The sequence below is a fragment of the Gallaecimonas mangrovi genome, from assembly GCF_003367375.1.
Taxonomy (GTDB): domain Bacteria; phylum Pseudomonadota; class Gammaproteobacteria; order Enterobacterales; family Gallaecimonadaceae; genus Gallaecimonas; species Gallaecimonas mangrovi.
Genome location: NZ_CP031416.1, coordinates 1376723 through 1399911, shown reverse-complemented (window position 1 = coordinate 1399911; position 23189 = coordinate 1376723). Strand labels below are relative to the sequence as shown.

General features: G+C 55.0%; 21 protein-coding genes and 1 riboswitch. Of the genes, 13 read left to right on the top strand and 8 right to left on the bottom strand.

Going from position 1 to position 23189, the window contains the following annotated elements; all coding sequences use genetic code 11:
* From rsxB to gloA, 7 genes are read left to right on the top strand one after another with little or no spacing between them, the layout of a single operon-like run.
* Positions 1 to 570: an electron transport complex subunit RsxB gene (gene rsxB, locus DW350_RS06580; RefSeq protein ID WP_115718114.1), complete on the top strand. Its 570-nt coding sequence runs from the start codon at positions 1 to 3 to the stop codon at positions 568 to 570.
* Positions 570 to 3104, top strand: a complete 2535-nt coding sequence (gene rsxC, locus DW350_RS06575; RefSeq protein WP_115718113.1) for an electron transport complex subunit RsxC — start codon at positions 570 to 572, stop codon at positions 3102 to 3104. Before rsxB ends, rsxC begins: the two co-directional genes overlap by 1 nt.
* Entirely contained in the window at positions 3104 to 4156 is a 1053-nt protein-coding gene (gene rsxD, locus DW350_RS06570) for an electron transport complex subunit RsxD (RefSeq protein WP_192954836.1), read from the top strand. The genes rsxC and rsxD overlap by 1 nt, the downstream gene beginning before the upstream one ends.
* Entirely contained in the window at positions 4153 to 4794 is a 642-nt protein-coding gene (gene rsxG / locus DW350_RS06565) for an electron transport complex subunit RsxG (protein WP_336406980.1), read from the top strand. Before rsxD ends, rsxG begins: the two co-directional genes overlap by 4 nt.
* On the top strand, positions 4791 to 5486 hold the full coding sequence (locus DW350_RS06560; RefSeq protein WP_115718111.1) for an electron transport complex subunit E: 696 nt from the start codon (positions 4791 to 4793) through the stop codon (positions 5484 to 5486). The genes rsxG and DW350_RS06560 overlap by 4 nt, the downstream gene beginning before the upstream one ends.
* Positions 5486 to 6121, top strand: a complete 636-nt coding sequence (gene nth / locus DW350_RS06555; protein WP_115718110.1) for an endonuclease III — start codon at positions 5486 to 5488, stop codon at positions 6119 to 6121. The genes DW350_RS06560 and nth overlap by 1 nt, the downstream gene beginning before the upstream one ends.
* Positions 6122 to 6135: 14 nt before the next feature.
* Positions 6136 to 6543 (top strand): lactoylglutathione lyase, encoded by a 408-nt coding sequence (gene gloA / locus DW350_RS06550; protein ID WP_115718109.1) that lies wholly within the window; start codon positions 6136 to 6138, stop codon positions 6541 to 6543.
* A 42-nt stretch (positions 6544 to 6585) separates the two neighbouring features.
* On the opposite strand, the gene DW350_RS06545 is transcribed toward gloA, so the two are convergent.
* The gene (locus DW350_RS06545) at positions 6586 to 7467 is read right to left on the bottom strand and encodes a flagellar protein MotY (protein WP_192954835.1); all 882 of its coding nucleotides are present in this window, start codon (positions 7465 to 7467) and stop codon (positions 6586 to 6588) included.
* A gap of 104 nt (positions 7468 to 7571) precedes the next feature.
* Here DW350_RS06545 and rnt point away from each other — a divergent pair, with 104 nt between their 5' ends.
* Together rnt and lysC are read left to right on the top strand one after the other, a co-directional pair.
* Positions 7572 to 8234, top strand: coding sequence for a ribonuclease T (gene rnt, locus DW350_RS06540; RefSeq protein WP_115718107.1), 663 nt, complete (start codon positions 7572 to 7574; stop codon positions 8232 to 8234).
* A 66-nt stretch (positions 8235 to 8300) separates the two neighbouring features.
* Positions 8301 to 8471, top strand: a riboswitch (Lysine riboswitch).
* Between the two features lie 64 nt (positions 8472 to 8535).
* A complete protein-coding gene (gene lysC, locus DW350_RS06535; RefSeq protein WP_115718106.1) occupies positions 8536 to 9882 on the top strand; it encodes a lysine-sensitive aspartokinase 3 in 1347 nt (448 codons plus the stop codon).
* Positions 9883 to 9906: 24 nt separating this feature from the next.
* On the opposite strand, the gene DW350_RS06530 is transcribed toward lysC, so the two are convergent.
* Positions 9907 to 10482: an LOG family protein gene (locus DW350_RS06530; protein ID WP_115718105.1), complete on the bottom strand. Its 576-nt coding sequence runs from the start codon at positions 10480 to 10482 to the stop codon at positions 9907 to 9909.
* 131 nt (positions 10483 to 10613) lie between these two features.
* Here DW350_RS06530 and rimK point away from each other — a divergent pair, with 131 nt between their 5' ends.
* Both rimK and DW350_RS06520 read left to right on the top strand, forming a co-directional pair.
* Positions 10614 to 11519 (top strand): 30S ribosomal protein S6--L-glutamate ligase, encoded by a 906-nt coding sequence (rimK, locus tag DW350_RS06525; RefSeq protein ID WP_115718104.1) that lies wholly within the window; start codon positions 10614 to 10616, stop codon positions 11517 to 11519.
* Positions 11520 to 11522: 3 nt separating this feature from the next.
* Positions 11523 to 12545 (top strand): succinylglutamate desuccinylase/aspartoacylase family protein, encoded by a 1023-nt coding sequence (locus DW350_RS06520; RefSeq protein ID WP_115718103.1) that lies wholly within the window; start codon positions 11523 to 11525, stop codon positions 12543 to 12545.
* A 967-nt stretch (positions 12546 to 13512) separates the two neighbouring features.
* Here the strand turns inward: DW350_RS06520 and DW350_RS06515 are convergent.
* From DW350_RS06515 to DW350_RS06495, 5 genes are all read right to left on the bottom strand, one after another.
* On the bottom strand, positions 13513 to 14211 hold the full coding sequence (locus DW350_RS06515; RefSeq protein ID WP_115718102.1) for a toll/interleukin-1 receptor domain-containing protein: 699 nt from the start codon (positions 14209 to 14211) through the stop codon (positions 13513 to 13515).
* Between the two features lie 270 nt (positions 14212 to 14481).
* A complete protein-coding gene (locus tag DW350_RS06510; RefSeq protein WP_152032945.1) occupies positions 14482 to 15546 on the bottom strand; it encodes an AbrB family transcriptional regulator in 1065 nt (354 codons plus the stop codon).
* Between the two features lie 77 nt (positions 15547 to 15623).
* Positions 15624 to 16736, bottom strand: coding sequence for an ABC transporter permease (locus tag DW350_RS06505; RefSeq protein ID WP_115718100.1), 1113 nt, complete (start codon positions 16734 to 16736; stop codon positions 15624 to 15626).
* On the bottom strand, positions 16733 to 19411 hold the full coding sequence (rbbA, locus tag DW350_RS06500) for a ribosome-associated ATPase/putative transporter RbbA (RefSeq protein WP_115718099.1): 2679 nt from the start codon (positions 19409 to 19411) through the stop codon (positions 16733 to 16735). Before rbbA ends, DW350_RS06505 begins: the two co-directional genes overlap by 4 nt.
* Entirely contained in the window at positions 19408 to 20379 is a 972-nt protein-coding gene (locus DW350_RS06495; protein ID WP_115718098.1) for an HlyD family secretion protein, read from the bottom strand. Before DW350_RS06495 ends, rbbA begins: the two co-directional genes overlap by 4 nt.
* Positions 20380 to 20679: 300 nt before the next feature.
* Between DW350_RS06495 and DW350_RS06490 the strand changes: the two genes are divergently transcribed.
* Positions 20680 to 22005, top strand: coding sequence for a Na+/H+ antiporter family protein (locus tag DW350_RS06490; protein WP_115718097.1), 1326 nt, complete (start codon positions 20680 to 20682; stop codon positions 22003 to 22005).
* A 48-nt stretch (positions 22006 to 22053) separates the two neighbouring features.
* On the opposite strand, the gene DW350_RS06485 is transcribed toward DW350_RS06490, so the two are convergent.
* Entirely contained in the window at positions 22054 to 22401 is a 348-nt protein-coding gene (locus DW350_RS06485; RefSeq protein WP_115718096.1) for a Grx4 family monothiol glutaredoxin, read from the bottom strand.
* A gap of 184 nt (positions 22402 to 22585) precedes the next feature.
* Between DW350_RS06485 and sodB the strand changes: the two genes are divergently transcribed.
* Positions 22586 to 23167 (top strand): superoxide dismutase [Fe], encoded by a 582-nt coding sequence (gene sodB / locus DW350_RS06480; protein ID WP_115718095.1) that lies wholly within the window; start codon positions 22586 to 22588, stop codon positions 23165 to 23167.
* The last annotated feature ends 22 nt before the right edge of the window (positions 23168 to 23189 follow it).

Genomic DNA, 23189 nt, shown 5'->3' with positions numbered 1-23189 from the left:
ATGACGATCCTTTACGCCATTCTTGCCCTCGCCGCCTTGGCGTTGGTGTTCGGTATTATTCTTGGGCTAGCCTCGGTGCTGTTCAAGGTGGAAGCCGACCCCATTGTCGACCAAATCGACGCTATTTTGCCGCAAACCCAATGTGGCCAATGCGGCTATCCAGGCTGTCGTCCCTATGCCGAGGCCATTGCCGGCGGCGACGATATCAATAAGTGCCCACCTGGTGGTCAGGCCACCATCGACAAACTCTCTAACCTAATGGGGGTTGAAGCCAAGCCTTTAGATGCCGCCCACGGCGAAGAAGCGGTAAAGAAGGTCGCCTTTATCCGCGAAGACGAATGTATTGGCTGCACCAAGTGCATTCAGGCCTGCCCGGTCGACGCCATCCTTGGCAGCGCCAAACACATGCACACCGTCATAAAAAGCGAATGCACCGGCTGCGATCTCTGTGTTGACCCCTGCCCGGTTGACTGCATTGAAATGCGCCCGGTACAAACCACGGTGCAAAACTGGAAGTGGCAGCTCAACGCCATTCCTGTAAAAGAACTCGCGCCGGAGGAAGGTGCCTGATGTTGACCTTGCTCGAGCGCCTGTCTAGCGACCAGGTTTTTGATTTTCACGGCGGTATTCACCCGCCGGAATATAAAAGTCTGTCTAACAACAAACCCATCGGTAAGCTGCCGCTGGCCGAAGAACTGGTGGTGCCCCTTCGTCAACATTTAGGCGAAATGGGGGAAGTGCTGGTCAAAGCCAATGACCGCGTTTTAAAGGGCCAGCCGCTTTCCAAGGCACTATCGGTGATGGGCGTGCCGGTTCATGCGCCAACCTCTGGCACCGTTATCAGCATTGAAAACCGTCCTTTAACCCATGCCTCAGGCCTTTGGGATAAAGCGGTGGTCATTAAACCCGATGGCCAAAACCAGTGGGCCGAGAAACACCCCATTAATGCCCCGTTTGAGGCCGACCCGGCAGAGCTACTTAAAGCGCTAAAAAATGCCGGCCTTAGCGGCATGGGCGGCGCCGGTTTTCCCACCGGCGTAAAACTGGGTAGTGGCCGCACTATTGATGCCTTGGTGATCAACGCCGCCGAATGTGAGCCCTACATCACCAGCGACGATTGCTTACTGCGCGAAGAGCCGGAAAACGTTGTTGCCGGTGCCAGGCTGATGGCGCGTATTGTTGGTGCCCAAACCGTGGTTATCGGTATTGAAGACAATAAACCGGAAGCCATTTCCGCCCTTGAAGCGGTGATAGAAGGCCTTGATGACGTCACCATGAAAGTGGTGCCCACCAAGTACCCTTCCGGCGCTGAAAAACAGCTGATTAAACTGCTGGCAGGCGAAGAAGTACCGGCCGGTGGTATTCCGGCCGACCTGGGCTTGGTAGTGCAAAATGTCGGCACCGCCTACGCCGCCTATCGCGCCATTGTGCTTGGCGAGCCGCTGATTAAACGGGTGGTCACCGTTACCGGCCAGCAAGTCGCCAAACCCGGCAACTACTGGCTGCCTATCGGCACGCCTATTCGTCATGTATTGGCCGCATGCGGCTTTAAAGCCGAAAAGAAGCAGCGGCTCATTATTGGTGGCCCGATGATGGGCTTTACCTTAAATGACCCCGCCGCGCCGGTAACCAAAACCGTTAACTGCCTGCTATTGCCGAACAAAAAAGAACTCAAACCCGCCGGGCGGGAAATGAACTGCATTCGTTGCGGCGAATGCGCCGAGGTGTGCCCGGCAGAACTGTTGCCCCAGCAGCTTTATTGGTATGCCAAAGCCCAAGACGCCGACAAGCTGGAAGAATACAAACTCTCGGCCTGTATCGAGTGTGGCGCCTGCGCCTTTGTCTGCCCGTCACAAATACCGCTGGTGCAGTATTACCGGGTTGCCAAGGCCGAGATCCGCAGCGCCCAGGAAGATGCCCGAAAGTCTGACAAAGCCCGCGAACGCTTTGAAGCCCGGAAAGAGCGCCTGGAGCGGGACAAAGCCGAACGCGAAGCGCGCCATCAGGAAGCCACCGAACGCCGTAAAGCAGCGATGGCCGAACGCAGCGAGCAGCCGAAAGCCAACGACGCCGTTGCCGCGGCTCTTGCCCGGGTAAAAGCCCAAAAAGACGCGGACATTGCCAAAGCGCAACAAACCGCCGAAGCCGGCGCTCACCTGGAGAAAGGCCAGTTGCTGCCCGATAACAGCGAAATGGCGCGGCTACGTGAAGAACGCAAACGCCAGGCGCGCGAGAAAAAGGCGCAGCAGCCAGAGGCCACGGCAGAAGATAAAGCCTCAGCCGTGGCAGCGGCCATTGCCCGCGCCAAAGCGAAAAAGGCCGCCACCGAGAGCGATACAGCAGCTGACTCAGTCAATGCCGAAACCAAAGCCCCGGCACCGGACGATGCCAAAAAAGCCGCCGTTGCCGCCGCCATTGCTCGCGCCAAGGCAAAGAAAGCCGCGGCTAACGGCCAAGCCAGCGATGACACCAGCGCTACGCCTGATGCCGCCCCGGCCGACAACACTGCGGTAGAAGCAGCGCCTGAAACCGAGGCCGACCGCAAGAAAGCCGCCATTGCTGCTGCCATTGCCCGCGCTAAAGCAAAAAAAGCCGCGGCTAACGGCCAGGCCAGCAGTGATACGCAAGATGCCGCCCCGGCTGATAGCACCGCGGTAGAAGACACTCAGCCAGAAGCAGCGCCTGCAACCGAGGCCGACCGCAAAAAAGCCGCCGTTGCCGCCGCCATTGCTCGCGCCAAGGCAAAAAAAGCCGCGGCTAACGGCCAAGCCAGCAGTGATACGCCAGATGCCGCCCCGGCTGACGACTCCGCGGTAGAAGACACTCAGCCAGCAGCAGCGCCTGCAACCGAGGCCGACCGCAAAAAAGCCGCCGTTGCTGCCGCCATTGCTCGCGCCAAGGCAAAGAAAGCCGCGGCTAAAGGCCAGACCAGCAGTGATACTGCCAGCGCTACGCCAGATGCCGCCCCGGCTGACAACACCGCGGTAGCAGACACTCAGCCAGCAGCAGCGCCTGAAACCGAGGCCGAGCGCAAGAAAGCCGCAGTGGCTAAGGCCATTGCCCTGGCGAAAGCCAAGAAAAAAGCCCAAGAAGGTCAGGATTGATGTTAGGTATTGCCAGCTCTCCCCATACCCATAAGCGCCGCAGTACCGGCCAAGTGATGCGCTTGGTGGCCTACGCCACCGTGCCCGGCATTATCGCCCTGACCTTATTCTTTGGTTATGGGGTGCTGATCAATCTTGTGCTCTGTAGCGCCGCTACCTTGTTAACTGAAGCCTTGATTTTGATTTTGCGCCGCAAAAGCCTTTGGCAACTGACCGACAGTTCAGCGCTATTAACCGCCATTTTGCTGGCACTGGCGCTGCCGCCCACCGCGCCTTGGTGGCTGCTGGTTATCGGTTCGGTGTTCGCCATTTTGGTAGCCAAGCAGCTTTACGGCGGTATTGGCCAAAACCTCTTTAACCCGGCCATGGCCGCTTATGTACTGCTGCTGGTGTCGTTTCCGGTGCAGATGACCAACTGGCTGCCTCCCAAGTCATTGGCCGAGCACGTACCCAGCTTTGCCGACAGCCTAAGCCTAACCCTCAGCGGTTACACCAAAGACGGTTTTGCTGCGCACCAGCTCAGCATCAGCCCGGATGGCGTCAGCCAGGCAACGCCGCTGGATACTTTAAAAACCGATATTAAGAACGGCAAAACCACCACTGAGGTGATGCAAACACCGCTTTTTGCCAGCTTCGGTGGCCTGGGCTGGAACTGGGTCAACGTCGGCTTTTTAGTCGGTGGGCTGTTTTTGCTTTGGCGCGGCGTGATCAGCTGGCAGATCCCGGCTGGCGTCTTGGGCGGGCTTTTCGTCTGTGCGCTTATCGGCTATGCCATTCACCCCGACACCAACGGTTCGCCGCTTTTTCATGTGTTTAGCGGCGCGGCGATGTTTGGCGCATTTTTCATTGCCACCGATCCGGTTACCGCTGCAACCTCGCCCAAGGGGCGCCTTATTTTCGGGCTCATGATTGGCGTGCTGACTTACTTTATCCGTGTGTTTGGTGGTTACCCCGATGCCATCGCATTTTCGGTGTTGCTGGCTAACATGGCTGCTCCCTTGCTGGATAACTACACCCGGCCATCAAGCTTCGGGGAGGGATCGAAATCATGATGTTATCCGCCGCCCGCAAAAACGGGCTTATCCTCGGTATTTTTGCATTCATTTGCACCGCAATTTTGGTGGGTACCTACCAGCTGACCAAGAGCCGTATTGCCCAGCAGCAGGAAAATCAGCGCCTGGCTATCTTGAATTCAATGATCCCCAAAACCGCCCACGATAACGACCTCTATCACGACTGCACCTTGCTGACCAATGCTCCGTACCTTGGCAGCCACGACCCGCAGCCGGCATTTAGGGCCCGTAAAGGGGGAAAACCGGTGGCAGCAGCGCTGGAAACCATTGCCCCTGACGGTTACAACGGCGCTATTTCACTAATCGTTGCCATGCATTACCCCGACGGCACCATTATGGGTGTGGACGTATTGGCCGAGCAGGAAACCCCGGGGCTTGGTGATAAAATAGAGCGCCGTAAAACCCACTGGCTGGATGAATTTACCGGTAAGTCACCCACCGGGCCTAGCGACCCTGCTTGGGCGGTAAAAAAAGATGGCGGCCAGTTTGACCAGTTTACCGGTGCTACTATCACTCCCCGCGCTGTAGTTAAGGCCGTGGGCCGCACCGTTGAGTACTTTCGCCTTCACCGCGACGAGATCTTCGCCGCACCCAGCCAATGTGGAGAAGCACAATGAGCCAGGTAAAAGAGATCATCCGTCAGGGCCTGTGGACCAATAACCCAGGCCTGGTGCAACTGCTGGGCCTTTGCCCGCTGCTTGCCGTTACTAACACCTTAACCAACGCCCTTGGCCTTGGCCTGGCCACTTTGGTGGTATTGGTGGCCTCTAACGTTACGGTGTCATTGGTGCGTAACTTTGTGCCCAAAGAGATCAGGATGGCGGTCTTTGTAATGATCATCGCCGCCTTCGTTACTGCGGTGCAGCTGATCATCACCGCCTTTGCCTACGGCCTTTACCAATCGCTGGGGATTTTTATTCCACTGATTGTGACCAATTGCGTGATCATGGGCCGAGCCGAAGCTTTTGCTTCCAAAAACACCGTTGGCCTGGCGGCCCTTGACGGCTTAATGATGGGCCTGGGCTCCATGGCGGTGCTGGCAGTACTCGGCGGCCTTCGTGAAGTTATTGGCCAAGGCACCTTGTTTGACGGTGCCGACCAATTATTGGGGGCCTGGGCCAAGGGCCTGCGCATCGAGGTGTTTCATATCGACACCAAGTTTTTAATCGCCTTGCTGCCACCGGGCGCCTTTATCGGCATGGGCTTTCTGATTGCCCTTAAAAAGGTGATTGACCAGCTACGAGACAGGAAGAAAGTTGCCGCTCCCGTTGCCAAGGCGCAGCGGGTTCGGGTAACCACCGCAGACTGATGAATCAGCAAAAACGCATTGAAATACTAACCAGGCTCAGGGATGCCAACCCGCACCCCACCACCGAGCTTAATTTTTCCAGCCCCTTTGAGCTGCTGGTGGCGGTAACGCTGTCGGCGCAGGCCACCGATGTGGGGGTAAATAAAGCAACCGCCAAGCTATTTCCGGTGGCCAATACCCCACAAGCCATTTGGGACTTGGGTGTCGATGGCCTCAAAAGCTATATCAAGACCATTGGCCTTTTTAATGCCAAGGCCGAGAACGTTCACAAGATGTGCCGCATCTTGCTGGATGAACATAATGGTGAAGTGCCAGAAAGCCGCGAGGCACTGGAAGCCCTGCCTGGCGTTGGCCGCAAAACGGCCAATGTGGTTTTGAACACCGCCTTTGGCTGGCCAACCATTGCCGTAGACACCCATATTTTCAGGGTCTCTAACCGCAGCAAATTTGCCCCAGGCAAAGACGTGCGCGCCGTAGAAGACAAGCTCGAAAAAGTGGTACCCAAGGAATTTAAAGTGGACGTGCACCACTGGTTAATACTGCACGGCCGCTACACCTGCATAGCCCGCAAGCCTCGCTGCGGCTCATGCATCATCGAAGATCTTTGTGAATTCAAAGATAAAACCGAAATATAACAACGAGGTGAGCAATGCGACTGTTACACACCATGCTTAGGGTCGGCGATTTGGACAAGTCTATCGCCTTCTACACCGACGTACTCGGCATGAAACTGCTTCGCCAGTCCGAGAACACCGAGTACAAATACACCCTGGCTTTCGTTGGCTACGGCGACGAAATCGACCACACCGTGATTGAACTAACCTACAACTGGGGCGTAGCAAGCTACGATCTTGGCGAAGGTTATGGCCATATCGCCATTGAAGCCGACGATATCTACGCCTTGTGTGAAGAGGTGCGTAGCAAAGGTGGCAAGGTGACCCGTGAGCCGGGCCCGGTAAAAGGCGGCACCACCGTGATTGCCTTTGTTGAAGACCCAGACGGCTACAAAATTGAATTTATTGCTAAAAAAGATGCAGGCAAAGGCCTTGCAGGCTAATCGCTTTACCATGAAAAAAGGCACCCGAAGGTGCCTTTTTTGTTAGCGCTTGATACGTAGCACCACTCGCCGGTTCAGCTCGCGCCCTTCCTCGGTGTTATTTGAGGCAATATGGCGGCGCTCACCGTAGCCTTCGGTATCGATTTTGTCGGCCGGTAAGCCCTTCGCCACTAAATAGGCTTTAATGGCTTTGGCCCGCTTTTTAGACAGCTCTTCGTTGGTCCAGCGACCGCCATAGGAATCCGAATAGGCCGCCACATTAATAGCGGCAAACTGCTTGTCGTTCTGCAGGTACTCGCCAATCAGTTCTAAGCGTTTTGCCGACTCGTCGGTCAGGTCAGACGAATTTTTCTTATAGTGCAGCACCGAGAAGGCAATGTCGTCAAAGCTCACCGGCAACAAGCCACCAAGACAGCTCATAAAGGCTTGATAACTTTGCTTAAAGTTACTGGACGACAGCGCAACCGACACCTTGTTGTGGCCCAGGCGATCAGGATAGGTCAGGGTTGGGAAACGGCCAGCGTCGAGCTCTGACAGCATGCTCCAGGCACGGTCATTGGTTACCTCGGCCGGAAAACGCGGATACAAGGGTACCGTGCCCAACTGTTCGGCTTTTAGCCCCGGCTGCCACGACGGCGGCACACTGGCAAGCTTGGCCACCGTTTGTTGACGGGGCGCATCTTTGACGTTGAGCGCAAAAAGCAGGTTTTCCTTACGGCTGGCTTTCGACGTGAAAACCGCCACACCGTAATCGGGGATACGGTGTTCCAATCGGCACTGCAGCGGGTTTGACGCTGTAACATGCCACTGTGATTGCCCCAGGCTCGCTGCGTAATAGCGCACACCCGCATCCACTGGCTCCGGACGGAGTGCCAGTGATACCAAGGCGGCAGCTACAGCAATGTTGAAAGACTTGGACAGCATAGACTCTCCCCTACCTCTGACCTTTTTCGGCAGGTGTTTTTGTAACTTTAGGGTTTTGTCTGCTTTTGTCATAATGACCCCCCGGCCATCAGTCACAGTATTTCATGTCCACACTTCTCAGTCAGCGTTTTCGCGGTTTCTACCCTGTCATTATCGATGTGGAGACGGCCGGGTTTAATGCCAAAACCGATGCCTTGCTGCAAATTGCTGCCACCCTCATAGATGTAGACGAAAACGGCCATTTTTTCGTTAAACAAACCCTGTTCCACAACGTTTTGCCCTTTGAAGGCGCCAACCTTGAAGAGGCAGCGCTGAAATTTACCGGTATTACCGACCCCTGGCACCCATTGCGCCTGGCAATCGACGAAGGGGATGCCTTAAAAGATTTATTCAAAGCGGTGCGCAAGGAAATGAAGGCAAATGACTGCCAAAGGGCCATTTTGGTGGGCCACAACGCCGCCTTTGACTTGGGCTTTTTAAATGCGGCCATTGAAAGGGTTAATCTCAAGCGCTCGCCTTTCCACCCCTTTGTCAGCTTTGATACCACCACCATGGCCGCCTTGGCCTTGGGGCAAACGGTGCTGGCAAAAGCCTGCGTAACCGCCGGCCTTGATTTTAATAACGCCGAAGCCCACGCCGCCGACTACGATGCCGAGCGCACCGCGCAGCTATTTTGCCTTATCGTTAATCGCTGGCAGCAGCTTGGCGGCTGGCCTTTGGCCACACCAGAGCCGCAAACCGAACTGCCGCCAGAAGACAGCCAATAAGCCAACTCATCAGACTTGACGTTAACGGCGCATTCTGGAAGACTGCCGCCGTCCTTAAAAATTTTTAGGACCAGAAGAGGTGCGTTTTCCAGGTAACCAGCAAGAGGGGCCCTTTCCCTAAGACAGCTGGCCAGGGGGCAAACGCCGAGATGACCAAGCGCGGGGGCGCGCCCAGTCATCGGTTAGTCAGGTTGAATCCTGTTGACTGTCACCTGTAGGTGGAGCGCTTCTGGTACAAGCAGTCTTTTCTTCTTTGTCTGCCGGTCCCAGGCGCTCTCTTTGCTTGAACTCAAGGAGAGCTATGAACATCCCCGCTAGCCGCGTGCTTAAATTTGGCGGCACTTCCGTTGCTGATTACGATGCCCAGGGCCGCAGCGCCCAACTGGTTGCCAATCAAAGCGAATCTCGAATTGTTGTGGTCAGCGCCGCTGCCGGTGTAACCAATGCTTTAGTTGGCCTTTGCCAAGCCAAAGATCCCGATACCGCCGAGAACTTCCGCAACCTTATTCGCGACCGTCAGCAGCATTTCTTTGAAGCCCTTGGCGAACCCGACGCACTCAAGGCCACCTACTGGACCTTAATGGAAGAGCTGGACGCCTCGGGCCCTTGTAAAGGGCAAAAGCGCGACCAGCTGTTATCCCTTGGTGAACGTTTCTCCAGCCTGTTTTTTGCCGAACGGCTCAGGCAAATGGGCCTGCCGGCAGTGCAGCTACCGGCGCGCTTTTTAATCGCCACCGATAACCAGTACGGCCAGGGCGAACCCGACATCACTAACACCCGCACCCAGGTACAAGTGGCCCTAAACGACCACCTTGGCGAAATACTGGTAACCGAAGGTTTTGTTGGCGCCGACAGCGAAGGCAATATCACCACCCTTGGCCGCGGCGGCTCAGATTATTCGGCGGCGCTACTGGCCGAGGCTGCCGATGCCGACTGGGTAGAAATTTGGACCGACGTCAAAGGTCTTTACACCACCGACCCACGCCTGGCGCCGAAAGCGCACCCGCTGGCAGAACTGTCATTTGCCCAGGCCGCTGAACTGGCCACCTTTGGCGCCAAGGTGTTGCACCCCAAAACCTTGTGGCCGGCCATGCGTTCCGATATTCCGGTGTTTATCGGTTCAACCCTGGATGCCTCTGGCGGCACCGTTATTCGCCGTGAAGTAACAGGTGGCGAACGTTTTGCCGCCCTCGCCCTTCGTAAAAACCAAACCTTGCTGAAAATCACCAGCCCAGAAATGCTCTACAGCTACGGCTTTTTGGCCCGCGCCTTTAGCCTGTTGGCCAAACACCAAATTTCTGTGGATTTGGTGACCACCTCAGAAATTTCCATTGCCCTCACCCTAGATGAGCGTGGCTCGGAACAGGCGCTGGACCAGCAGGTGCTGGAAGAGCTGAAATCCTTGGGTACAGTTGAAGTACAAGAAGGGTTAGCACTGGTGGCATTGGTTGGTGACAACCTCAATAGCACCCCGAAAGTAGCGGCCGAGGTGTTTGATGCCTTGGGCAACATTAATGTGCCACTGATTTGCCACGGCGCCAGCCCACACAACCTTTGTGTGCTGGTTGACGCCAGCGACGGCCCGCTGGCCATTCAGCGCCTGCATGAGCGGTTATTTGAAAAGGTGAGCGTTGCCGCTGCCAGTTAAAAAAACGCCCCCCGGGGCGTTTTTTTATGACGCCTTAGCGCCCCATTTATTAAGCGGTGCCTGGTAGTTTGTAAAACGCGCCAGCATCTTGGCAGGGTCGGTTTCAACAATCAGCATTTGCTGGTGGCGCTCATCCAAAAAACCTTCGCCAACAAAGCGTTCGGCCTGGGTTAACAGCGGCGTATAAAAGCCGTCGAGGTTTAACAAACCAATGGGTTTATGGTGATAACCCAGCATGGCCCAGGTCCAGACTTCGGCAAACTCTTCCAAGGTACCTGCGCCCCCTGGCAATGAAATAAAACCGTCTGCCAATTGCGCCATCATCGCTTTACGCTCGTGCATGTCGCGCACCACGTGCAGCTCGCTAAGGCCTTTGTGGCCCACTTCTTTATCCATCAAGGCTTGGGGAATAACACCTATCACCTCGCCGCCGGCGCTAAGGGCGGCGTCAGCAACCGCGCCCATAAGCCCTACCTTGCCGCCGCCGTATACCAATTTCAGCCCCGCCTTAGCCACTAAGGTGCCAAGGGCGATGGCGGTCTTTTCAAACAAGGGGTTAGTACCTAACCTCGACCCACAAAATACTGCCACGCTTTCCATGACCGCTCCGGTTCAAAAAGTCATCGAAATCCACTAGGTTAGAAACAGGGTCTGCTATATGATGCAGCACCTTTTTTGACAGCAGGGCCACAGGCCCTTCTGCCGTTCCCCTACTGTATCAGGGAATTACCATGAAGATCGGCATCCTGTCCCGAAACACTGAACTCTATTCAACCAAGCGTTTGGTTGAAGCGGCCGAAAAACGCGGCCATGAAGTGCAAGTACTCAACCACCTGCTTTGCTACATGAACATTGCCTCGCATCGGCCCAGCATGCACTACAGCGGTAAAGAGCTGGCCAACCCCGACGCCGTTATTCCGCGTATTGGGGCATCGGTTACCTTTTACGGCACTGCCGTGGTGCGCCAGTTTGAAATGATGGGCGTGTACAGCGTTAACGAATCGGTGGCGATTTCCCGCTCGCGCGACAAGCTTCGTAGCTTGCAGCTGTTGGCTCGCAAAGGCATCGGCCTGCCCATTACCGGCTTTGCCCACTCCACCAATGCCACCGAAGACTTGATTGAAATGGTTGGCGGCGCGCCCTTGGTAGTGAAGCTTTTGGAAAGCACCCAGGGTAAAGGTGTGGTGTTGGCTGAAACGCGAAAAGCCGCAGAAAGCACCATCGAGGCCTTTCGCAGCCTGGGTGGCCGCTTTTTGGTGCAGGAATACATTAAAGAAGCCGGCGGCGCCGACATCCGCTGCATCGTAGTGGGCGACAAAGTGGTGGCGTCCATGCAGCGCCAGGCCAAAGACGGCGAGTTCCGTTCTAACCTGCACCGCGGCGGCAGCGCCCAGTCGATAAAAATTACGCCAGAAGAGCGCTCCACCGCCGTGCGCAGTGCCAAAATTATGGGCCTTGGCGTAGCCGGTGTGGACCTGCTGCGCTCAAACCATGGCCCCTTGGTCATGGAAGTAAACAGCTCGCCGGGTTTGGAAGGCATCGAAAATGCCACCGGCGTTGATGTGGGCGGCGCTATCATTGAATACATTGAGAAGAATGCAAAACCCAACAACACCAAGACCAAAGGGAAAGGCTAACCAATGAAAATAGGCGGCGTTACGGTATTACCCGGCAGCCGAGTCGAGATAAAACTACCGGTTCCGCCGCTCTACACCAACGCCGCGCTGGACATGCCGGTTACCGTTATTCGCGGTAAAAAGGCCGGGCCTGCGCTTTTCGTTAGCGCCGCTATCCACGGCGACGAAATTAACGGCGTGGAAATTATTCGCCGTCTGTTAACCAGCTCCTTTGTTAAACGCATCACCGGCACCTTAATTTTGGTGCCGGTGGTGAACGTTTATGGCTACACCAGTAAAAGCCGTTATCTGCCTGACCGGCGCGACCTTAACCGCGCTTTTCCAGGCTCTGCCAAAGGCTCCATGACCTCGCGTTTGGCCCATACCTTTATGAGCGAAATCGTGGCCAACGCCAGCCACGGTATTGACCTGCACACCGGTGCCAAACACCGCACCAACCTGCCGCAAATACGCACCTCGTTAAATGACCACGAGGCCTTGGCCATGGCCAAGGCGTTTCGGGTGCCGGTTATTCTCAATGCCGAGCTGCGCGACGGTTCCTTGCGCGCAACCGCCGCCGAGAGTGGCTGCCCGGTACTGCTGTATGAAGCCGGTGAAGCACTGCGTTTTGACGAATTTGCCATCCGTGCCGGCCTTCGCGGTGTGGTCAACGTGATGCGCCATTTAGGCATGTTGCCTGCCGTCAAAGCTCCCAGCCGAGCCTTAACGCCGCAAATAGCCCAGGAAAGCCGCTGGGTAAGAGCGGCCAGTTCCGGCATTTTACTGCCCAGCAAAAACTTAGGTGACGCCGTTGCCAAGAGCGAAGTAATTGCCCACATAACCGACCCTTTAGGCACCACACCGCTGGCCATAAAAAGCCCGGTTGACGGTATTGTGATTGGTCAGGCTACACTGCCATTGGTCCACGAAGGCGAAGCGCTTTTTAACGTTGCCCATACCGAAAAAGCCGAATTGGTAGAAGCCGCCCTGCCGCATTTTTATGACAATCTGGAAAGGTTGGATGAGAGTGATTTTGCGCCGCTGTGATGGCTCGTTTGCCTTGGCGGGCGTTGGGGTTTGGTGATTGGAAGGCCGGGTTTGTCCCGGTTTTCTTTTGCCTGTTCTGCCGAGTTTAACGCCGTCTGACGCCGTATTCTTTTGACATCCACCAGCTTAACCGTCAGTTTCCTCTACACGCCGGGTCTCGGCCCGGCGGCCGAGGTACTTTGTTTTCGCACAAAGTACCCAAAGGCACCGCCCCGGCGTTACGCGACGTCCTTACCTCTGGTCGCTTACCGCTGACCGCTGCGTACGGTTCCCGACGCGTCCTCCGCTCGCTCGGCGTCCTGCCTCACGCCAGCTCACGCTCCCGGCGGTAAGGCGCTCCACTTAAAGGGGCTCCGAAAAGCATACAACTTCGTTATGGCTTGGCAGACAGCTTCAGCAATTGCACCATAAACAGAGCTGCCCGCTCTTGTGCCCGTTAAGTGCAGCGCTGAGCTGGCGGAAGTGGAGAGGTAGCCGAGACAGGGATGGCAGGGGGCCGCCCAGGTGCAGGTTCATCCGTGCCGGGACACGCGTATGAACCGGTGCCCCGGAAACGACCAGAGGCGAAGAAGAAGCGAAACGTGGGGTGAAGGTCGAAGCGAAAGCGCTGCTTTCGCGCACCTGAACGCGAGGCCTGGATGGCCGAGCCGGAAACAACCACCAGGGAGGGTTTCACTCACCATAGCTTATCGAAGCTGCCTGGGCGCGTGCAGAGGCGCCTCTGCAATTAGCCGAACTCAAAGAAGAGAAAAAGCCAGCAATTAAAGCCAACCCACCGAGTCTGCCCTGCTGGGATCCGCCCTCCCCCTTAAACCGCCTCGCAAAGCCGCATCTGAGAAGGTGCAGACATTAGCTCCAGCCAAAAGCCTCCGGTCTACAAATCCCCTCAATACGCCCGCAATCACCTCCATGACAATAAAAAAGCCCCAACCTACCTTTCGGCAAGTCGGGGCTTTTGGCTCGGGGGTTATGCCAGATGGTTAAACAATTTGATTAGTGGCTGGCCGGCGATGGTGTAGTTGCCACGAAAGTTGTGGTTCTGTGGCAACTCGGTCTGCCTTAGGGCTACCCCGAAACGGGCCGCTGCTGCGGGGTTGGCTCGGTGGGTGACCTGGTGGCGCTCTTGATAGCGGATCTCGGCATCTTCCTTGGCGGCTTCGATGGTGACGGCCCCTGGAATATTAATGTGATGGCCGTCCATCGCCAGTTCAATACCTCGTAAGGCAGGCAGATTCAGGCGGCGCCGCCGGGCGTTTTCATAGATGAAGTAGCGGCGCTCCATATTACAAAAAGGCGAGTTGCTCCATTCCGGCGTGGCCACAAAAATCATGCACTGCGAGGTGGCTACCGCATGGCGATAGTACTCCTTCCAACCGCCGTTCATGGAGGCAACTCCAACCAACCAGGGCCTGGCGGCATCGACCACGGTGATTTGAGTTCCGGGCACCATTTTTAAGCATTCGGTGTCAAGATAAACGCTGTTGACCTGCTGCCAGCCTTTGCGCTGCATGATTTGATAGCGTAGCCAGCGGGCAAAATAGGCGCCGCCGTTTCTGGCGCCAAAGCTCAGCGTGACATGGGTAACGCCGTGTTGCTGTTGCAGCGCTAGTGCTTGTTGAAGGCGCTGAGGGTCAAGGAGTGTGGGGCAATCTTGGGGTAATGGCATGGTGATGTCCTTATCTTGAGTTAGGGGTGATATCCATTTCAACCGCCCTATTCTTAGCAGCCCCTTTTCCAGCCAACAACTCTGAGCAGTATATGACTTTTCCCTTATCCGCCCGAAAGCGGATGCTTGCTCTCAAACCGCCTCACAAAGGCGAACCGGTGAAGGTACAAGCATCAACGCCAGCAACAAGTGCAGGGCTTGCACAACCAACACATCCACGTTGGTCCCAGCACCAACAGTGGCAATAAAAAAAGCCCCGAAGGGCTTTTTTTATTCAGCAAGATGGCGCTTGGCAAAATGCCCGGCCAAATAACGGGCCAAGGATGGGCCAAACATTAATACCAATAAAAAGCGCAGGGTTTGCATCGCCATTACAAAGGGCAAGTCAACATTGGAACCTGCGGCAATAATGGCAACCGCGTCCATACCGCCCGGGCTGGTAGCTAAATAGGCGGTCAGCGGGTCGATACCTAAAAAGCGCACCAGAATGTAGCCAATACCGGCACAAAGACTCATCAAAAACACAATGGAAAGCAGTATTGGCACCAAGGCGCGGCGGGCTGTTTTTAGGGTTTGACTGGTAAAACCCAAGCCCACATGCCAGCCCAAGGTGGCATAAGCCATCGCCAGCAACCAATGCGGTAAGGTGGGCTTGTAACCGACGGTGAGATGAATGGCCGCACCGATGATCATTGCCAGCATCAAAGGCCCGGAAGGAATGCGGCTAACCCGGCCTAAAAAGGCAAAGCCCAGTGCCATGGCGACCGTAATGCTTAAGCCTTGCCAGTTAAAGGCGGTGTGATGATGCACCACAGGTACGTGGCCAATACCGGTTGCCAGGTGCGCCACCATCGATGCGGTTACGGCCACCAGTAGCACCCGCAGATATTGCATCAGCGCCACCAGTCTTACGTCGGCATCGTTGGTATTTTCCGCCATCATCACCATGGCCGATGCCGCGCCGGGGTAAATCCCCCAAAGCCCAGTGGTGCCCGGCAGCCAAGGCCCTTTACAGAGCATCCAGCCCAGGGTTGAACTAACCGCTAACACACCAACAATAATGCCAATATAGAGCCAGGCGTCGGCCAACAGGCTATGGAGCAGGTTCATCGATATTGCAGCGGCCACCATCAAACCAATCAGGCTTTGGGCAATGGAGTAAATCGGCCTAGGAATTGTCAGTTTATGGCCGCGAACCCCCATCACAATGCCGCCCATCATCGGGCCAAGCAGCAGCGCTGCTGGCAAATGCAGCAGGTTTAGGGGCACAAAAAACAGGGCTGAAAACAGCAGTAACATGGCCCAGAGACGGACCTTGGGGAGTGCAGAATACAACGGAGCCTCCTTATGAGGCCCATAAAGATGCCAGCGTCTTGGCAAAGAGTCAAAGCAGAAGACGCGCCAAGCCGCGGTTAACTGCTGACCATTTTTCGAAACCGCCGAAAGGCAAGCCAGAAAAACACCGCCGCCGACACTGTTACCGCCAGCATTTGTGGCCAGACAATACTGACGCCAGCGCCGCGATACAGCACCGCTTGCGACATCGCCACAAAGTGGGTAGAGGGTACAAACTGCATAATGTATTGCAAGAAGACTGGCATCGAGTCTTGGGGGGTGGTGCCCCCCGACAACAGCTGCATCATCACAAAGGTAGGAATGGCCAGCAGCCCAAATTGCGGCATGGTGCGGGCCAAGGTTGCCAGCAAAATGCCAAGGGAGGTTACCGAGCCAAGGTATAACAAGGTGCCCAGCATAAAGAGCGGTACCGTGCTGGTGGCAATGGGCACTCCGAGCACGCCTTTTACCATGCCAAAGGTCGCTAACAACACCGCAACCAGAATAACCAGACCATTAGCCCACACCTTGGCCGCCATGATCTCAGCGGCCGATAATGGCATCACCAACAGATGTTCCAAGGTGCCATGCTCACGTTCACGAATAACCGCAGCGCCGGTCAAAATAATTGACAGCAGCGTCACGTTATTCACCAGCTGCATCACCGCGTTAAACCACCCGGTTTGCAGGTTGCTATTAAAAAAGGCACGGGTAACCAGGCTGACATTACTGCTGCTGGCCACGCCAAAATACTCAACGACAGTCTGGCTAACAATTTGCTCAATATAACTGGCCCCAGAACCGGCCTGGCTCATGGCCGAGGCATCAACCAACAGCGACAAATCAGCGTTGCGCCCGGCCCGTAAATCGGCGGCAAATCGCGGCGGTATTTGCAGCACAAAGGTCACTTTGCCCTGCTCCATTAAGTGGTCAATATTTTCGGCGCTGTTAAAAAGCCGGGCTTGCTTAAAGTAAGGCGGTAAAAACACTTCGTCCAAGCGCTGCGATAAGGCGCTATGATCCTGGTCAACAATGGCAATAGAAGCATTTTTTACCTCGGTGCTGGCGCCTTTACTGATGGCATAAAGGGCAACCGAGAAGGTGTAGATAATAAGCACCATCAGCACCGGATCTTTTAGCACGCTCCAAAGCTCTTTAATGCCAAGGGCATAAACATTGCGCCAGTTCATGACTCTTGCTCCTTCATCACCAGCACACTGCAGACAATAAAACCCACTCCAAAGCAGATAAGAATGCCAAAGCTTGGCAACAAGTCGGCAAATCCTAGGCCTTTGGCAAAGGTGCCAACACTGATGGTATTGAAGTAACCAGAGGGGAAAACCATGCCCATGACTTTGGCAGAGCCGGTCAACGACGCCATCGGCACGATTAAGCCGGAGAAATTTACCGCCGGCATCACCGATAAAATCGCCGCGGCAAAAAGCGCGGCAATTTGGGTGCTAACAAAGGCGGAAATAAGCAGCCCAAAGCCGGTGGTGGCCACCACATACACCACCGCCCCTAACAATAAGGCCACAATGCTGCCGGTTACCGGCACTTGAAACAGCCATATCGCCAGCAGCAGCATAGAAACAGCGTTAATACTGGCAATAAGGATGTAAGGCAGTTGTTTGCCCAGTAAAAATTCCAAGCGCGTGGTGGGGGTCGCGTAGAGGTTTAAAATGGAGCCCAGCTCTTTTTCTCGCACCACCCCCACGGCGGTCAAAATGGCGGGGATCAGTGCCAGTAGCAGCATCATGACCCCGGGCACCATGGCGTTAACACTCTTAAAATCCTGGTTATAGCGATAACGGGTTTGTATGCTGAGGTTGGTGGTGGTGGCCAATCCCATATCACCTAGAAACTGCTGATAAACCCCTTGAACATAGCCGCGGGTGGTTTCGCCGCGAAAGGGCATGGCGCCGTCTAGCCATGCCGCTACCTCGGTTGTTCTGCCCGCCCGTAAGTCTTTACCAAAGTTTGGTGGAATGGCCAGCACCAGCTTGAGCTCGCCGCTGGTTAAGCGCCGCTGCGCTTGGGCTTCGGAGCTAACAGGCGTTCTTTCATCAAAATAGCGTGAGCCACGAAACTCCTCGGCAAAAGCGCGGCTCTCGGGGCTGTGGTCTTGGTCAAAAACACTGAAGGCCAGGTGTTCCACGTCAAAAGAAATGCCGTAGCCAAACACAATCATCAGCAGCACGGTGCCAAGCATGGCAAAGGTTAAACGAATGGGGTCGCGCTTAATTTCCATGCTTTCACGGCGCGCATAAGCCCAAAGCCTGCCAAACGAAAACGCGGCCGGTTTTTTGGCGGATTTTTTCTCATCAGACACCGGCAGCTCGCCATTAGCCACCGGCGGCTGCGCTTGCTGAAGGTAATGAATAAAGGCGTCTTCTAAGTTCTTGGCGCCGCACTCGGCCACTAACTTATCTGGCTGATTTTGCGCCAAAATCTTGCCAGCATGCATTAGAGAAATACGGTCGCAGCGGCCTGCTTCATTCATAAAGTGGGTAGAAATAAAAATGGTAACGCCGTCATGGCGCGACAATTCATGCAGCAGCGTCCAAAACTGGTCGCGGGCTTGCGGGTCAACCCCGGAAGTGGGTTCATCCAGGATAAGTAGCCGGGGATTATGCAGCACCGCCACCGCCAGTTGCAGGCGCTGCTTAATGCCAAGCGGCAGTGCGTCAGCGTTTTTGTCTGCAACCTTTTCCAAGGTAAAGCGCGTTAGCATTTCGTCGATGCGCTGCGCTGGCTTTTCAATGTGATAAAGCTTGGCGTGAAGTTCGAGGTTAGCCCTTACCGACAATTCGCCATACAGCGAAAAAGCTTGGGTCATGTACCCCACTTTGGCCCGCATCGCCAAGCTGTGCTGGGTTACCGGCTCACCGAAAATAGAGGCCTCACCGCTCGTGGGCACCAACAGGCCAGTGAGCATTTTCATGGTGGTGGTTTTACCGCAGCCATTTGACCCTAAAAAGCCAAAAATCTCGCCTTGGCGAATGGTTAGACTGACCTCACTTACCGCCGTAAAATCACCGAAACGGCAGCTTAGGTTACGGGCTTCAATGGCCGCAGCTTGGCCTTCCTCCAGGGTTAATGGCAGCGCCACAAAGGGCTTGGCTTCAGAGCCGGCCTTCAGGGCAATAAAGGCAGCATCAAGGTTGTCGGTATGGGTTTTATCCAGCAGCTGTTGCGGCTTTTCAACCGCCAGAATATGGCCGTCATCCAAGGCCATGACGCTATCTAGCATCATCGCCTCTTCCATGTAGGCGGTGGCGACCACCAAACTCATTTGTGGTTTTGCCTGGCGAATACTGGCCACTAACTCCCAAAACTGGCGGCGGCTTAGTGGGTCAACACCGGTGGTAGGTTCGTCGAGCAGCAGTAATTTGGGGTCGTGAATAAGGGCGCAGCACAAACCGAGTTTTTGCTTCATGCCCCCGGATAATTTGCCAGCGGGCCGGTCTTTAAAGGCCCAAAGATGGGTGGCTTTTAACAGCTGCTCGCCGCGGCGCTGGCGTTCAGCACCACTGTGGCCAAAAAGACGGCCAAAAAAATCGAGGTTGTCCCAAACCGACAACGTTGGATAGAGGTTTTTGCCAAGGCCTTGCGGCATATAGGCAATGTCGGCGCAAACATTACGGCGAGCCTGGCTTGAGGTCATGTCAGCGCCAAGTACCACCACCTTGCCGGTTTGTAATTTCTTGGTGCCCGCGATGAGGTCCAAAAGCGTTGATTTACCCACACCATCGGGGCCGATAATGCCAAGGCTACTGCCTTGTTCCAGGGCCAGGGCGGCATCCACTAAGGCGTTAGTGTCACCATAGCGGTGGCTAACACCGGCCAAGTCAATGGCTTTCATGGCGTGAAGGGGGTTTTCAGATTGTCAGGCCAAGCTTTGGACTTATCGAGCTTGATCCACGCCACCCCGGGCAGGCCCGTTTTCACCTGGGTGATGTATTCCTTCAACAGGCTCGGGGCAATGCGCACTTTCACCCGAAACATCAGTTTTTCCCTTTCGTCCTGGGTTTCTACCTGTTTTGGGGTAAATTGCGCCTCTGATGCCACAAAGCTGACTTTGGCAGGAATGGGTTTGTCGGGGATGGCATCCATCACAATGCGCGCATCACTGCCAATGGCAACCCGCCCTGCCACCGTTTGTGGCAGAAATATCGACATCGTGACATCGGCCAAATCCAGCATGTTAACCACCTTGCCGCCAGCCCCTAACACTTCTCCCACATTGGCCAGTTTGTATTGAATACGGCCATCACGGGGGGCGCGAAGCACGGTTTCATCAATTTGTGTTTGCAAGGTTTCAACGCCAGCTTTGGCCTCGTCAATCGCGCCCTGGGCTGAAATCGCCTGGGCATTGGCCGAGGTTAGCGCGGCGGTGGCCACCTGAAAATTGGATTCGGCTTCATCATAGGAAGAACGGGCAACGAGCTTTTTCTTTAACAGTTCTTTGGCGCGCAGATATTGCACCCGGGCCAGGTTAAGTTGGCTTTTGGCCTGCTCCACCTGGGCCTTGGCACTTTGCAGATTATCGCGAGTTTGCCGCTCTTTGGCTTCGGCCTGGCGCAGCTGGGCGTTGAGGGTATCGCTGTCCATTTTCGCCACCACTTGCCCCTTGGTAACGAAGTCGCCTTCATCGACCAACAGCTCAACCAAGCGGCCGCCATTTTTGGTGGCAATATCCAGTGCCGTGGCCTCGATGCGGCCATTGCCAAAAACAAAGCCTTCGGGCGTACCCTTTAACAGCCACTTTTGTCCCGCCCAAATTGCCGCTGCGATAACGACAACCACCAGTACGATTAACCCTTTGCGCATAGCGTTGGTCCCTGCCTTTTTGTCTATCCTAAGAACGCCTTGAAAACAAAGTGCTGCGTGAGATCAAAAGTCGCCTAACAATGTTCTTTTCGGTGGCGATTGTTAACAGCGTTAACGTTTTTTCTTAGCTTAACGGCTTGGGGAAAAAGGAAAAAGCGCGATATGTAACCAAATGGCGGCCCGCTGTTACTTGCGCGCGTTTTGAAAACTGGCGTGCTGGCCTTCAAAGTCCTGGGTTAACGCATCGACAAGATATTGATTAGCCTGCTAGTCTCGCGTTTTTACACAATAACAACCGCCATGCTACTTAACCCTGTCATTCTGTCTGTTTTACTGCTGCTGCTCTTGAGTATTTTGCGTATTAACGTGGTGGTGGCCTTAGCCATTTCAGCACTGGCTGCTGGCCTTTTCGGCGGTTTGGGGCTTGATAAAACCCTAACCGCTTTTACCGGCGGCTTGGGAAGCGGCGCTGAAATAGCCTTGGCTTACGCCATGTTAGGGGCTTTCGCGGTGGCCATTGCCCGCTCTGGCATTACGGAATGGGGAGCGGCGCACATTATTGGTAAATTGGGCGCCACCCCCAGCCCCAAACGCCAGGCCGCAGTGAAAGCAGCCATTTTACTGGTGATCTTGGCAATGGCGGTGATGTCACAAAACCTCATTCCTATCCATATCGCTTTTATCCCAATACTGATCCCGCCGCTGCTGGGGGTAATGACCGACCTGAAAGTCGACCGCCGCTTGGTAGCCTGTATCATCACTTTTGGTTTAACCACGCCCTACATGGCGCTGCCGGTTGGATTTGGCTCGATTTTTTTAAACCAACTGATTTACCCCAACCTCACCCAGAACGGCCTTCACATCGACATTAATGAGTTGCCTAAGGCAATGCTGATTCCCGCGGTGGGCATGGTGGTGGGGTTGCTCATCGCCGTTTTTATTAGCTACCGAAAGCCAAGGCAGTATCAAGCCAGCCATGTTCAAACCGACATAACAACCATCAAACGCCCCAACTGGTGGGTGCTGGTGGTGTCTTTTGTGGCGCTGGCTGCTGCTTATTACCTGCAGCGCAGCACCGACTCGGTGATCATGGGGGCGTTAGTGGGGTTTTGTGTTTTCATTATCGGTGGTGTGGTGCCCTGGAAAGACAGCCAAGACGCCTTTACCGACGGCGTGCGAATGATGTCGTTGATCGGCTTTATCATGATCACCGCCTCCGGCTTTGCGGCAGTGGTAAAAGCCACCGGCAGCGTTGACAGCTTGGTACACAGTTTGTCGGCCGATTTAGGGTCAAAGCCGGTGGCCGCCGCCTTGATGTTGCTGATTGGCCTTTTTGTCACCATGGGCATTGGCTCAAGCTTTTCGACAGTGCCTATTATCGCCACCCTGTATGTGCCGCTTTGTATCAGCTTGGGTTTTTCGCCCCTGGCCACTGCCGCCATTGTTGGCACCTCTGCCGCCTTGGGTGATGCAGGCTCCCCGGCCTCAGATTCCACAGTAGGCCCAACAGCGGGCCTTAATGCCGACGGCCAGCACGACCATATTCGCGATTCGGTGATCCCCACCTTTTTGCATTACAACCTGCCCTTGTTGGTGGCAGGTTGGGTTGCCGCCATGGTGCTCTAACAAAAAACCGGCCAGTTGGCCGGTTTTTGCTATCAGAAGCCAAACACCTTATTCGGCGTCTTTTTCTTCTTCGGTTTTATATTTGGCTGCGGTTTCCTTGATAAGGGGCTGCAGCTCACCTTTTTGGTACATCTCAAGGATGATGTCACAACCGCCAATCAGCTCACCATCAACCCACAGCTGTGGGAAGGTAGGCCAGTTTGCATACTTTGGCAGCTCGGCCCGAATATCGGGGTTTTGCAGAATATCAACATAAGCAAAGGGTTCACCACACGCCATCATGGCCTGGGCTGCCTGGGCAGAAAAGCCACAGCTGGGGAGCTTAGGCGAGCCCTTCATATACAGCAGGATGGAATGCTCGGCAATTTGCTCTTTGATGCGTTCAATGGTGTCCATGACAACCTCTACAATAGATTGGTATCGGTTATTGTACTGCTTGCGTGGCTTTCACCCAAGCACCCGCGCACAACTGAGGCGCAAATAAATAAAAAGATTGCTTTATATATTCACAGCCGCCGGACTGTGAGTACAATGACCGGCGAGCAATGTCGAACATAACCAAAGGAAAAGGAGAGGAATCATGGCCTTTGAACTGCCTGCACTTCCCTACGAAAAAAACGCTCTGGAACCGCATATCTCTGCCGAGACTCTTGAATATCACTACGGCAAGCATCACAACACCTACGTTGTAAACCTGAACAACCTGACCAAGGGTACCGAGAACGAAGGTAAAACCCTGGAAGACATCATTAAGTCTGCCTCAGGTGGTCTGTTCAACAACGCAGCGCAAGTCTGGAACCACACTTTCTACTGGCATTGCCTGAGCCCCAATGGCGGCGGCGCAGCCACCGGTGCCATTAGCGACGCTATCAACAGTGCTTTCGGCTCTTTTGATGCATTCAAAGAAGAGTTCACCAAAAGCGCCGTAGGTAACTTCGGTTCTGGTTGGACTTGGCTGGTGAAAAAAGCGGACGGCTCTATCGGTCTGCACAACACCTCCAACGCCGGTTGCCCTATCACTGAAGGTGTTACTCCGCTGCTGACCGTTGATGTGTGGGAACACGCTTACTACATCGACTACCGCAACGCTCGTCCTAAGTACATGGACGCGTTCTGGGCCCTGGTTAACTGGGACTTCGTTAACAAAAACTTCGCCGGTTAATACGTATTTTCCGGTTAAAGCC